This window comes from Streptomyces sp. ADI95-17 (assembly GCF_003846175.1).
Taxonomy (GTDB): domain Bacteria; phylum Actinomycetota; class Actinomycetes; order Streptomycetales; family Streptomycetaceae; genus Streptomyces; species Streptomyces sanglieri.
In genome coordinates this window covers 349027-361708 of the sequence record NZ_ML123045.1, presented here as the reverse complement: position 1 = coordinate 361708, position 12682 = coordinate 349027, and the positions used below count along the sequence as shown (strand labels likewise).

10 protein-coding genes are annotated in these 12682 nt (G+C 70.6%); all 10 read right to left on the bottom strand.

Features of this window, described 5'->3' with window-relative positions; genetic code table 11:
• Positions 1-284 (bottom strand): hypothetical protein (locus tag EES42_RS09710; protein WP_164495235.1); only part of this gene is annotated, 284 nt, incomplete at its 3' end.
• Positions 285-515: 231 nt separating this feature from the next.
• The gene (locus EES42_RS09705) at positions 516-1298 is read right to left on the bottom strand and encodes a TIGR03936 family radical SAM-associated protein (RefSeq protein WP_124717736.1); all 783 of its coding nucleotides are present in this window, start codon (positions 1296-1298) and stop codon (positions 516-518) included.
• 121 nt (positions 1299-1419) lie between these two features.
• Positions 1420-2583: a hypothetical protein gene (locus tag EES42_RS09700; RefSeq protein ID WP_124717735.1), complete on the bottom strand. Its 1164-nt coding sequence runs from the start codon at positions 2581-2583 to the stop codon at positions 1420-1422.
• Positions 2584-2673: 90 nt separating this feature from the next.
• A complete protein-coding gene (locus tag EES42_RS09695; protein ID WP_124717734.1) occupies positions 2674-4599 on the bottom strand; it encodes a TIGR03960 family B12-binding radical SAM protein in 1926 nt (641 codons plus the stop codon).
• Between the two features lie 50 nt (positions 4600-4649).
• The gene (locus tag EES42_RS09690) at positions 4650-6215 is read right to left on the bottom strand and encodes a CYTH and CHAD domain-containing protein (RefSeq protein WP_124717733.1); all 1566 of its coding nucleotides are present in this window, start codon (positions 6213-6215) and stop codon (positions 4650-4652) included.
• Between the two features lie 51 nt (positions 6216-6266).
• On the bottom strand, positions 6267-7457 hold the full coding sequence (rodA, locus tag EES42_RS09685; protein WP_124717732.1) for a rod shape-determining protein RodA: 1191 nt from the start codon (positions 7455-7457) through the stop codon (positions 6267-6269).
• Positions 7457-9622: a penicillin-binding protein 2 gene (gene mrdA, locus EES42_RS09680; RefSeq protein WP_124717731.1), complete on the bottom strand. Its 2166-nt coding sequence runs from the start codon at positions 9620-9622 to the stop codon at positions 7457-7459. Before mrdA ends, rodA begins: the two co-directional genes overlap by 1 nt.
• Before the next feature lie 61 nt (positions 9623-9683).
• Positions 9684-10346, bottom strand: coding sequence for a rod shape-determining protein MreD (mreD, locus tag EES42_RS09675; RefSeq protein ID WP_124717730.1), 663 nt, complete (start codon positions 10344-10346; stop codon positions 9684-9686).
• A gap of 11 nt (positions 10347-10357) precedes the next feature.
• Complete coding sequence (gene mreC / locus EES42_RS09670; protein WP_124717729.1) at positions 10358-11410, bottom strand: rod shape-determining protein MreC; 1053 nt, start codon at positions 11408-11410, stop codon at positions 10358-10360.
• Between the two features lie 117 nt (positions 11411-11527).
• The gene (locus tag EES42_RS09665; RefSeq protein ID WP_124717728.1) at positions 11528-12547 is read right to left on the bottom strand and encodes a rod shape-determining protein; all 1020 of its coding nucleotides are present in this window, start codon (positions 12545-12547) and stop codon (positions 11528-11530) included.
• Positions 12548-12682: the final 135 nt, after the last annotated feature.

Sequence of the window (12682 nt, the reverse complement as noted above, 5' to 3'; positions counted from 1 at the left end):
GGAGCGGTCGCCTTACGCACCGCACGACGACGCGTACGGGCGGGCGGCGCGGCTTCCGCCGACGCGGCGCTCCCGTCGTCGGCGGGCTTGCTGTCGGACACAGCGGCGTCAACGGCCGGTATGGCCGGCGCGGCCGCTTCGGCGGCTGCGCCCTGTGCGTCCGCCACCGGCGGACCGGCCGGGCGGGACGCGGCGCGGCGCCTGCGGCGCGGCGGCAGCTTGTCGCCGGGTGCGTTGTTCTCTTCGGCGTTCCCGGTCGTGCCGGGCTCATTGGACTGGGGCATGCGGGCGGTTCTCCCGTCAGGCTCCCGGGCGCCGCGTCTGATTCCGGTCCGGCACGGTCCGCGTGATGTACGCGGGTCCGCCGTCCGGGGCGCGGGCGCCGCACGGGAACTCAATGTCTGGCTCGCCGGTTCCGTACGCGTGGTGCGTACGGCCTGGCGAAAGTCTTATGGGTCATCGCGCGGCCCGAACCGGATGGCTCCCGAGTCGAGGGCTGCGCTGCAACGACCGCCTTACGCGGAACCTGCACCTTCCGGCGCCGTCGCGACGGCGTTCCCGGCGGCTGTGGATGGAGCGGCCGGGGCTGCCTCGCGGTCGGGCGCGAGCGGGTCGGTCACCGTGCCGGACTCCTCGTCGAAGAGCCCCTGCGCCAGCCTGGTCACCGCTGCGGGGACCGGCGGCGCCAGGTCGGCCACAACGCGGAGACCGGACAGGACGTCGTCAGGTCGCACGGCAGGTGTCAAGTGCCGAACAACCAGCCGCAGTATCGCACAGGGCTTGTCCTCGGGCCTATCAGCCTGTGGATCAAGGGCCTGCAGGTCGACCACGGCGGCGCGGGCGTCGAAGGTGCGCATGCCGTTCTTCGCGCGGCGCTGGACCTCGACGGTCTCCGCCTCGTTGAACGCGGCCACGGCCTTCGCCGCGTCCGCCACGGTGACCCCGTCGAGACGGAGCTCCCAGACGGAGGCGGTCAGCCGGTCGGCGAGACCCGAGGTGCGGGCCTCCACGGCATCGGTGATGTCGAGACCGTCCGGCAGCGAGGCGTTGAGCAGGTCGCGCAGGACGGCCGGATCGCGGGCCTCGGTGAGGGCGATCTCCAGGAACTCGGCCTCGCTGCCCGTACCGGTCGGGGCGGCGTTGGCGTACGACACCTTCGGGTGCGGGGTGAAGCCGGCCGAGTAGGCCATGGGCACCTCTGAGCGGCGCAGTGCCCGCTCGAAGGCGCGCTGGAAGTCACGGTGACTGGTGAACCGGAGGCGGCCGCGCTTGGTGTAGCGCAGTCGGATGCGCTGCACTGCCGGTGCGGGCGGCGGGCCTTCGGGCTGTCGCTTGCCCAGTGGTTCTTCTCCTCGGTGCGGGGCGGACGCGGTGGCACGCCGCCCTCGAAATGCGGTGGCCCGGGGTGTCCGGTCCGGCTCACCCCCGCTCGGCTTTTTTCGCTCCGGGCGAGGAGATCTCTGGTTCGGGCGCCGCGCTGGGCACAGTCGTTGTTTGTTGCGTAGCACCCAGCCTACGCGTAACCGGCCTCCCCGGTTCCCCGGGCTCGACCGCCCCCGGCCCGCCGGCCAGGGCCCGCCAGGCATCACGGCGTGCCCGGCGGACGGTCTCACGTGCCGAGCGCAGCGCCGACCGGGCCGCCCGCCCGGTCTCGACGGCGACCCGCCTGGCCGGGGCCCAGATCTGATCGCGCAGGAAATGGCCCACCGGTGTGCAGACCGTGCGGTAGGCCCAGGTCACCGGCGCCCCGATCAGATGCCGGGCCAGCCAGGCAATGGCCCGGCCGACGGCCCGCGAGATGTACCCCGCGGCCTGCCAGGCGATGCCGAGTGCGTCGGCGATCTCCCGGCCCAGCGGGGAGAGGAGCCGCCGGTACAGCCAACGGACCGGTGCGACCAGCAGCGTCCTGACCAGCCACACCACCGCCGCCCACAGCCCGGCCCCGGCAGCCGCGATCCCGCGCGCCAGCTGGTCGAGCAGCCAAGCGATGCCGTGACCGAGCGGGGTGAGCACCTCCCGGTACAGCCACCCCAGCGGCCGTACGACCAGGTGCTCGACCAGCCAGGTGGCACCGAGCCCGAGGGGCACCAGAACGTACCGCCACAGTCCGGTCACCGGCAGGACGACGAGGACGTGGAGCACTCGGCCGACGGCCCACCGGATCCCGCGTCCGGCAGGTGCGAGCAGCTCCCGGTACACCCACCGCAGCCCGTGCCCGACCGGCGTGAGCACCGACTCGTACAGCCACACCACGGGCACCACCAGCCCGTACCGCACCCCCGGGACCAGCGCGTACCGCCAGAGCGCGACCCACGGCCAGACGAAAACCGCGGCGGCCAGCCACATCAGCGCATGGCCGACCGGGGTGAGCACCGACTCGTACAGCCAGGTCAGGGCGCGGCCGAGCGGGCCCAGCAGGGCGCGCTCGGCGGCGCGGGCCACCACCACCAGGGCGTCCCAGGCCATTCGCACGGGCAGGACGACGACCAGCACCACGATCCGCACCGGGATCCTGATCAGCGTGGTCAGACAGCCCTCGCCGGCTTCGTACCGCGCCGGGGCCTGGTGTTTGCCGTAGTCCATGCCGTGAACGACGCGAAGGCCCGGCCGGGAGTTTCCCGGGCCGGGCCTTCGTCACCGAGCCGTCACCTTGCGGGAGCGGCTCGTGGGCGGCTACTTCACGACCGACAGCGGCAGCAGCTTCTTGCCGGTCGGGCCGATCTGGATGCTGGTGTCCATCTGCGGGCAGACGCCGCAGTCGAAGCACGGGGTCCAGCGGCAGTCCTCGACCTCGGTCTCGTCGAGCGAGTCCTGCCAGTCCTCCCAGAGCCAGTCCTTGTCGAGGCCGGAGTCCAGGTGGTCCCAGGGCAGGACCTCCTCGTAGCTCCGCTCGCGGGTGGTGTACCAGTCGACGTCCACGCCGTACTCGGGCAGCGCCTTCTCGGCGGCGGTCATCCAACGGTCGTAGCTGAAGTGCTCACGCCAGCCGTCGAAGCGGCCGCCGGACTCGTAGACCGCCCGGATGACGGAGCCGACCCGGCGGTCGCCGCGCGAGAGCAGGCCCTCGACGATGCCGGGCTTGCCGTCGTGGTAGCGGAAGCCGATGGAGCGGCCGTACTTCTTGTCGCCGCGGATCTTGTCGCGGAGCTTGGTCAGCCGGGCGTCGGTCTCCTCGGCGCTCAGCTGCGGGGCCCACTGGAACGGGGTGTGCGGCTTGGGCACGAAGCCGCCGATGGAGACGGTGCAGCGGATGTCGTTCTGTCCGGAGACCTCGCGGCCCTTGGCGATCACGTTGACCGCCATGTCGCCGATCTGGAGGACGTCCTCGTCGGTCTCGGTGGGCAGGCCGCACATGAAGTACAGCTTCACCTGGCGCCAGCCGTTGCCGTACGCGGTGGCGACGGTACGGATGAGGTCCTCTTCCGAGACCATCTTGTTGATGACCTTGCGCATCCGCTCGGAGCCGCCCTCGGGGGCGAAGGTGAGACCGGAGCGGCGGCCGTTGCGGGTCAGCTCGTTGGCCAGGTCCACGTTGAACGCGTCGACGCGGGTGGAGGGCAGCGAGAGGCCGATCTTGTCCTCGGTGTACCGGTCGGCGAGGCCCTTGGCGATCTCACCGATCTCGGTGTGGTCGGCGGAGGAGAGCGAGAGCAGGCCGACCTCCTCGAAGCCGGTCGCCTTGAGACCCTTCTCGACCATCTCGCCGATGCCGGTGATGCTTCGCTCCCGCACGGGGCGCGTGATCATGCCGGCCTGGCAGAAACGGCAGCCGCGGGTGCAGCCGCGGAAGATCTCGACGGACATCCGCTCGTGGACGGTCTCGGCGAGGGGAACGAGGGGCTGCTTCGGGTACGGCCACTCGTCGAGGTCCATGACGGTGTGCTTGGAGACCCGCCACGGCACGCCCGACCTGTTCGGTACGACGCGGCCGATGCGGCCGTCCGGGAGGTACTCGACGTCGTAGAAGCCCGGGACGTAGACGCCGCCGGTCTTCGCGAGGCGGAAGAGCACCTCCTCGCGGCCGCCGGGGCGGCCCTCGGCCTTCCAGGCGCGGATGATCTCGGTGATCTCCAGGACGGCCTGCTCGCCGTCGCCGATGACCGCGCAGTCGATGAACTCGGCGATCGGCTCGGGGTTGAACGCGGCGTGGCCGCCCGCGAGGACGATCGGGTCGTCGATCGTGCGGTTCTTGGCCTCCAGCGGGATGCCCGCGAGGTCGAGTGCGGTGAGCATGTTGGTGTAGCCGAGCTCGGTGGAGAAGCTCAGCCCGAAGACGTCGAACGCCTTGACCGGGCGGTGGCTGTCCACGGTGAACTGCGGGACCCGGTGCTCGCGCATCAGCTCTTCGAGGTCCGGCCACACGCTGTAGGTGCGCTCCGCGAGCACGCCCGGGCGCTCGTTGAGTACCTCGTAGAGGATCATGACGCCCTGGTTGGGGAGCCCGACCTCGTAGGCGTCCGGGTACATCAGCGCCCAGCGGACGTCGCATTCGTCCCACGGCTTGACGGTGGAGTTCAGTTCACCGCCGACATACTGGATGGGCTTCTGCACATGCGGGAGCAGAGCTTCGAGCTGTGGGAAGACCGAATCGACAGACATCGCGAACTTTCGAGAGCCGGCAAGGGTGACCATCAAGCGTACCCCGATGCTCAGCCTCCCAGTGCCGCCCGGAGTTCCGCCCGCGACGCCCGCTCCCAGACCTCCGGCAGCTCCCGCTCACGGGCGGCGGCGGCCGCTTCCTCCCACCCGTACAGCAGTCCCCAGGTGAAGGCCGGCTCCCCCGCCGCGTGCGCCTGGACGGCCAGGGCGCGCAGTGCCTCGCGGGCCACCACGCTGTCCTGGTGGTCGCCGAGGAGGCTCTGGACGGCCTTCATCCGTTTGGCGAACCGCTTGGCGGGCCTGCCGAGCGCGGGCCGGGCCGCCTCCGCCGCGTACCGGGCTCGTTTGGCGGCCTTGCGGGCCTCGTGCACGGCCAGGTCCCGGCCGTGGCCGGGCGGCAGCTCCAGGGCGCGGCCGATCCGGGCCGCGAGGCGCCGGTACTCCTTCAGCACCGCGCGGGGCAGGGCCCGCTCCGGGGCGCGGGACGCGGCGGGCAGCAGGGGCGGGGCGGCGAGGAGGGCGTCGAGGCTCTCCAGGAGGGCCAGGTACCGCTCCCCGTCGAGCAGGGCGAGGGTGCGGCGGCGGGAGCCGTTGCGGCGGGCCACCGACCAGATGCGCAGCCTGCCACGCACCGGGCCGAGGGCCAGAGTGCGGGGCAGGGCGTCGAGGCCGGAGCGCAGCCGGGCGTCGAGCACCTCCTGGTCGCGGTCGATGCCCAGCTCGGCGGCCAGCCATTTCAGCTCGGCCCCCACCGGGTCGGTGACGTCGCGGTCGAGGATCTTCCGGTACGTCCGCAGCGCGCTGCGCAGCCTGCGGGTGGCGACCCGCAGCTGGTGCACGGAGTCGGGGAGGTCGCGGCGCACGGCGGGGTCCAGGGCGACGATCGCCTCGGCCTGCCGGCGGACGTACGCGAGGACGTGATCGCCCGCGGTGGGCTTCTGCCGGGGCTTGCCCGCTGGGCTCTTCTTCCGGCCCGTGGGGGCTTCCTCCCGGCCCGCCCGGCTCTTCCTCCGCTTCGGCGCGGTCTCGGCGAGCGCCCTGGACAGCTTGGACGGGGACGCGGACGGGCGGATCCCGGCCTTGCGCAGCCGGCGTTCCACGGCGTCGAGGAACGCGGGGTCGCCGTCGTCCGCGAGTTCCGCCTCGATCTCGGTCCAGGCGGCCGTGCCGACGCCGCCCGTCAGCCGTTCGGCCCGCACCCGGTCGACGCTGACCTCGGCGAGCAGGGCGCCCTCCGCGTCGAGCAGGTGGTGGACGTCGCGGGCGGAGACCAGCCGGACGACGGGGACGAGGGCGCGGTCACGGACCCGGGAGCGCAGCAGCCCCGCGAAGGAGCGGGGCAGGGCCTCGGAGAGGGGTTCTCGCAGCTCGTCCCGGATGCCGGAGGCGACCGGGAACTTGAGGTGCCAGCCGGCGTCGCTCCCGCCGGTGCGGCGGCGCAGGGTGAGGGAGGCCGCCGCGAGCCGGAGGTCCTCGGTGTCGTAGTAGACGGCGTCCAGTTCGGTGACGCCCCGGTGGGCGACGGCGACGACCCCGGCCACCCGGCTCAGGTCCGGGAGCCGGGTGGCCGCGGTGGCCTCGTACTTCCGCTCGATCTCACGCTTCGAGTCCGCCATGACCCGAATCTAGACGTGATGTGCGCGAATGGGCAGTGCTGCGGTACCGGCTCAGGCGCTTATCGGCCGTTGCACCCTGATCGACTGGAGCAGTCCGACGGCCACCCAGACGGCGAACATCGAGGATCCTCCGTACGACACGAACGGCAGCGGGAGCCCGGCGACCGGCATGATGCCGAGCGTCATCCCGATGTTCTCGAAGGCCTGGAAGGCGAACCAGGCGATGATTCCGGCGGCGACGATCGTGCCGTACAGCTCGCTCGTCTCGCGGGCGATCCGGCAGGCGCGCCACAGGACGACTCCGAGCAGTACGAGGATCAGGCCGGCGCCGAGGAAGCCGAGTTCCTCGCCCGCGACGGTGAAGACGAAGTCGGTCTGCTGCTCGGGGACGAACTGGCCGGTGGTCTGGGTGCCGTGGAAGAGGCCCGTTCCGGAGAGTCCGCCGGAGCCGATCGCGATGCGTGCCTGGTTGGTGTTGTAGCCGACGCCCGCCGGGTCGAGCGCGGGGTTGGCGAAGGCGGCGAAGCGGGCGATCTGGTACTCGTCGAGCAGGCCGAGCTGCCAGATCGCGATCGCGCCGGCCACGCCCGCGCCGAGCAGTCCGGCGATCCAGCGGTTGGAGGCGCCGGAGGCGAGGAGCACGCCGAGCACGATGACGACCATGACCATCACGGAGCCGAGGTCCGGCATTCCCATGACGACGGCCATCGGGACGGCCGCCAGGCCGAGGGCCTTGGCGACGGTCCGGTGGTCGGGGTGGAGCTGGTCGCCGGCGTCGACGCGCTCGGCGAGCAGCATCGCCATGACCAGGATGATGGTGATCTTGGTGAACTCGGACGGCTGGAGCGAGAATCCGCCGCCGATGATGATCCAGGCGTGGGCGCCGTTGACCGTGGCGCCGAGCGGGGTGAGCACCGCCAGCACCAGCAGCACCGAGAGGCCGTAGAGGATCGGGACGGCGCCGCGCAGGGTGCGGTGGCCGAGCCAGATCGTGCCGACCATCAGGGCGAAGCCGATGCCGGTGTTCAGAGCGTGCCGGAAGAGGAAGTAGTACGGGTCGCCGTGGGTGAGCGAGTCGCGCCCCCGGGTCGCCGAGTAGACCAGCAGCGAACCGATGAAGGAGAGCGCGATCGCGGACCCGAGCAGCGGCCAGTCGAGTTTGCGTACGACGGAGTCGCGGGCGGTGAGCTTGCCCCAGGCGGACCGCTCGGGGGCGTACCGCTGGACGGAGAAGCCGGCCATCAGTCACGCCTCCCCAGGATCGCGGCGAGGGTCTGTTCTTCCGGGGCCTTCTGCGAGGCCGGGTTGTACGGCTTGATCTCCGGGGCGTCGATCGAGCCGTCCTGCTGGATCTTCGGCAGGGACTTCTGCGGGGTGGGCAGCAGCGCCTTCTTCAGGTCCTGCTTGCCGGAGTCGTCGAGACCGTAGAGGGAGTCGTAGATGTTGCGCACGGCGGGCCCGGACGCGCCGGAGCCCGTACCGCCCTGGGAGATCGTCATGACGATCGAGTAGTCCTTGGTGTACGTGGCGAACCAGGAGGTCGTCTGCTTGCCGTAGACCTCGGCCGTACCCGTCTTGGCGTGCATCGGGATCTTGTCCTGCGGCCAGCCGCCGAATCGCCAGGCGGCCGAACCGCGGGTCGCGACACCCGCGAGGGCGCCGTCTATCTCGTTGCGGGTCTTGCGGCTGAAGGGCAGCTTGCCGTGCGACTTGGGCTCGATCTCCTGGACGGTCTTGCCGTCGCCGCTGACGACCGCCTTGCCGACGGTGGGGTCGTAGAGGGTGCCGCCGTTGGAGATCGCGGCGTAGATGGTGGCCATCTGGATCGGGGTGACGAGGGTGTCGCCCTGTCCGATCGAGTAGTTGACGGAGTCACCGGCGCGCATCTTGTCGCCTTCGAGGCAGTTCTCGTACGCGATCTGCTCGACGTACGTGCCGCCCTTCTTGCCCTGCTTGCACCAGGCGTCCTTGTTCGCCTTGTAGAAGTCCTGCTTCCACTTGCGGTCGGGGACCCGGCCGCTGACCTCGTTGGGGAGGTCGATGCCGGTCTCCTTGCCGAGGCCGAACTGGTGGGCGGTCCTGTAGAACCAGTCCTTGGCGTTCTTCTTGGGGCTCATCCCGCCGTCCTTCAGCCACTCCTTGTGCGCGATGCCGTAGTACACGGTGTCGCAGGAGACTTCGAGGGCCCGGCCGATGGTGATGTCGCCGTAGCCCTGGGACTCGAAGTTCTTGAAGGTCTGCCCGCCGACGTTGTACGAGCTGGGGCAGGGGTAGTGGCCGTCGAAGGGGTATCCGGCGTTGACCGCGGCCGTCGAGGAGATGACCTTGAAGATCGAGCCGGGGGCGGCCTGGCCCTGGATGGCCCGGTTCAGCAGCGGGAAGTTGGAGTTCTTGCCGGTGAGCTTGGCGTAGTCCTTGGCGGAGATGCCGCCGACCCAGGAGTTGGGGTCGTAGTTCGGCAGGGAGGCCATCGCGACGACGCGGCCGGTCTTGGCCTCCATGACGACGACGGCGCCGGAGTCGGCCTTGTAGTTCTCTCCGGTGTTCTTGTCGAAGGACTTGCGGGCCTCCTTCATGGCCCCGTTGAGCTCGTACTCGGCGACGGCCTGGACCCGGGCGTCGATCGAGGTGACGACGCTGGAGCCGGGCTCCGCCTTGTCGTTCTTGGCCTGGCCGATGACCCGGCCAAGGTTGTCGACCTCGTAGCGGGTGACCCCGGCCTTGCCGCGCAGTTCCTTGTCGTAGGTGCGCTCCAGGCCGGAGCGGCCGACCTGGTCGGAGCGCAGGTACGGCGAGTCGGTGTCCTGGGCCTTGGTGATCTCGTTGTCGGTGACCGGCGAGAGGTAGCCGAGGACCTGGGCGGTGTTGGCCTTGCCGGGTGCTCCGTACCGGCGTACGGCGGTGGGCTCGGCGGTGATGCCGGGGAAGTCCTCGGCGCGTTCGCGGATCGTCAGGGCCTGCTGGGTGGTGGCCTCGTCGGTGACCGGGATCGGCTGGTACGGCGAGCCGTTCCAGCAGGGCTGCGGGGTCTTGGAGTCGCAGAGCCGGACCTTGTCGAGGACTTCCTTGGGCTTCATGCCGAGGACGCCGGCGAGCCGGGTCAGGACGCTCTTGCCGTCGTCCTTCATCTTCATCAGCTCGGTGCGGCTCGCGGAGACGACGAGACGGGTCTCGTTGTCGGCGAGCGGCACACCGCGCGCGTCGAGGATGGAGCCGCGGACGGCGGGCTGGACGACCTGCTGTACGTGGTTGTTCTTCGCCTCGTCGCTGTACTCCTGGCCGTTGCGGATCTGGAGGTACCAGAGGCGCCCGCCGAGGGTGAGCAGCAGGGAGAAGACGAGGACCTGGATGACGATGAGCCGGATCTGGACCCGCTGGGTCCGGCCGGTCTCGGGGATGTTGGTCACGGGGCGCCCCCGGTGGTGGTCGGGCCGGGGGTACGCGCGGTGTCCCGCCTGCGGTGCGGCCTCACAGTCGCTTGACCCCCTTGATCCGTCCGGCGCGGGAGGCGCGGTTGCGGGCGGCCTTGACGCGCAGTCCGCCGCGCTGGCTGCCGATCCGCAGTCCGGTGCCGGAGGCGAGCCAGCCCGCGGCCACGTCGCCGCCGCCGGAGGAGTCGGCGAGCGGGTCGTTCACCGTGCGTCTGGCGATCGCCATGACCAGCGGCACGACGAAGGGGGCGAGGAGCAGGTCGTAGACGGCCGCGGTGAACAGCAGGCTGCCGAGGCCGACATGACGGGCCGCCGTGTCCCCGACGAGCGCGCCGACCAGCGCGTACAGCAGGGTCGAGCCGATCGCCGCGGCGACCACCCCGATCATCGGGACCATCGCCGACTTCAGCTGCCCGTTCTCCGGCTTCGCCAGTCCGGCGAGGTAGCCGATGACGCACAGGACCAGTGCGTAGCGTCCGGCCGCATGGTCGGCGGGCGGTGCCAGGTCGGCGAGGAGTCCCGCGCCGAAGCCGATGAGGGCGCCGCTGACGTGCCCGTACACGAAGGCGAGGGCGAGGACGACGAGAAGCAGCAGGTCGGGCACGGCGCCGGGGAGTTGGAGGCGGGCGAGCACGGAGACCTGGACGACGAGGGCGACGACGACCAGGACGGTGGAGAGCAGAATCCGGTTCAGACGCATGGGAATCAGCTCTACCTCTGCTCGTTGACCGCGTTGCCGGCGTTCGGTGTGGCGTCCGGACCGCCGCTCGGGTCCGGGCCGCCGCTGGGATCCGGGCTCTCGTGGATGTTCCCGACCACGTTCCCTTCGGTGTCGACGATGTCGCCGTTGGGCGAGATGGTGACGGTGACCGTGGGGGTGGGCTTCGGCTTCGCCGGCTTGGCGGGCTGCTTCGGCAGGACCATGTCGCGGGGGTCCTCGCGCGGGGCCTGGACCACGACGCCGACGATGTCGAGCTTGGTGAAGCCGACGTACGGGCGGACGTAGACGGTACGGGTCAGGCCGCCGCCGGACGGGTCCACCCGGACGACCTCGCCGACCGGGACGCCGGGCACGAAGGGCTTGTCCTTGCTGGAGCCGAAGGTGACCAGCCGGTCGCCCTTCTTCACCTTGGCCTTGCCGTTGAGGAACTGGACGGACAGCGGCTGGGAGCCCTGGCCGGTGGCGAAGCCCAGTTCGTCGGTCTTCTCCATGCGGGTGCCGACAGTGAAGTCGGGGTCGTTGGCGAGGAGCACCGTGGCGGTGTCCGGGCCGACGGTGGTGACCCGGCCGACCAGGCCGTCACCGTTGATCACCGTCATGTCGCGCTTGATTCCGTCGCTGGAACCCGCGTCGATGGTGACCGTCCAGGAGAAGCCCTGGGCCGCTCCTATGGCGATGACCTCGGCGCCCTTGATGCCGTACTGACCGGCGGCCGACTTCTTCAGCATCCGGTCCAGCTCGCGGACCCGGTTGCGGTTGCGGTCGTCGCTGCCGAGCTTCGTCTTGAGCGCGGCGTTCTGCTGTTCCAGCTGGGCGATCCGGTTGTGCCGTTCACCGGAGTCGCGTACCGCCCCTATGGCGTTGCCCACCGGGTCGACGGCGGCCGCGACGCCGTTCTCCACCGGCCCGAAGGCCGCTGCGGCGGCCCGCCGGGCGCCGTCCACCGGCGACTCCTCGCCCCCGCGGATATCCACCGTGATCAATGCGAACGCGATGGCGATCAGCAGCACCAGGAGCAGCCGGCTCTCTCGTGTGTCCCTCACGTGCGGCGGCCGTGCCTTCCTCGTCGGAATATTCGTGCCTGTATATCAACGATCGGCCGTACGGAACGGCAGTGTTCCGTACGGCGGACCGATGGTGTTGTTCACCCGCGGAATCGCTCACCTGCGGGGCTGGGCGTCCAGCACCTGCTGGAGCGCCTCGAACTCCTCGACGCACTTGCCGGATCCGAGCGCCACCGAGTCCAGCGGGTCCTCCGCGATGTGGATCGGCATGCCGGTCTCGCGGCGCAGCCGCTCGTCCAGTCCGCGCAGCAGCGCGCCGCCGCCGGTGAGGACGATGCCGCGGTCCATGACGTCGCCGGAGAGCTCCGGCGGGCACTTGTCGAGCGTGGTCTTCACGGCGTCGACGATCGCGTTGACCGGCTCCTCGATGGCCTTGCGGACCTCGGCGGCCGAGATGACCACGGTCTTGGGCAGCCCGGAGACCAGGTCGCGGCCGCGGATCTCGGTGTGCTCGTCCTTGTCCATGTCGTACGCCGACCCGATGGTGATCTTGATCTGTTCGGCGGTGCGCTCGCCGAGGAGGAGCGAGTACTCCTTCTTGACGTGCTGGATGATCGCGTTGTCCAGCTCGTCGCCGGCGACGCGGATCGACTGGGCAGTGACGATTCCGCCCAGCGAGATGACCGCGACCTCGGTGGTGCCGCCACCGATGTCGACGACCATGTTGCCGGTGGCCTCGTGGACCGGCAGCCCGGAGCCGATGGCCGCGGCCATGGGCTCCTCGATGATGTGCACCTGGCGCGCACCGGCCTGCGTCGATGCCTCGATGACGGCGCGTCGCTCGACCCCGGTGATGCCGGAGGGCACGCAGACGACGACCCGCGGGCGGGCCAGGTAGCGGCGCTTGTGGATCTTCAGGATGAAGTAGCGGAGCATCCGCTCGGTGATCTCGAAGTCGGCGATCACGCCGTCCTTCAGGGGCCGTACGGCAACGATGTTGCCCGGTGTACGCCCGATCATCTTCTTGGCCTCGGAGCCGACCGCCAGGATGCCGCCGGTGTTGGTGTTGATGGCCACGACGGACGGCTCGTTCAGGACGATGCCGCGCCCCCTGACGTACACCAGCGTGTTGGCAGTCCCGAGGTCGATAGCCATGTCACGGCCGATGAACGACATTGATTTCCCCTTGTTCCCCATTGAGGATGCGTCGGGCCTTCCGAGAAAGCGATGTGGCTTGTTCTGGACGGCGAGGTGAGCGCTGCGGGCGTGGAAGATTCCATCGTAGTGCCGTATTGACGGACACCGCGCGAG

Excerpts from the sequence above, each read along its gene's own strand:
- mreD (WP_124717730.1), bottom strand. The coding sequence starts at position 10,346 with ATGCGTCTGAACCGGATTCTGCTCTCCACCGTCCTGGTCGTCGTCGCC.
- EES42_RS09665 (WP_124717728.1), bottom strand. The coding sequence starts at position 12,547 with ATGTCGTTCATCGGCCGTGACATGGCTATCGACCTCGGGACTGCCAAC.
- EES42_RS09695 (WP_124717734.1), bottom strand. The coding sequence starts at position 4,599 with ATGTCTGTCGATTCGGTCTTCCCACAGCTCGAAGCTCTGCTCCCGCAT.
- EES42_RS09690 (WP_124717733.1), bottom strand. The coding sequence starts at position 6,215 with ATGGCGGACTCGAAGCGTGAGATCGAGCGGAAGTACGAGGCCACCGCG.
- EES42_RS09700 (WP_124717735.1), bottom strand. The coding sequence starts at position 2,583 with ATGGACTACGGCAAACACCAGGCCCCGGCGCGGTACGAAGCCGGCGAG.
- rodA (WP_124717732.1), bottom strand. The coding sequence starts at position 7,457 with ATGGCCGGCTTCTCCGTCCAGCGGTACGCCCCCGAGCGGTCCGCCTGG.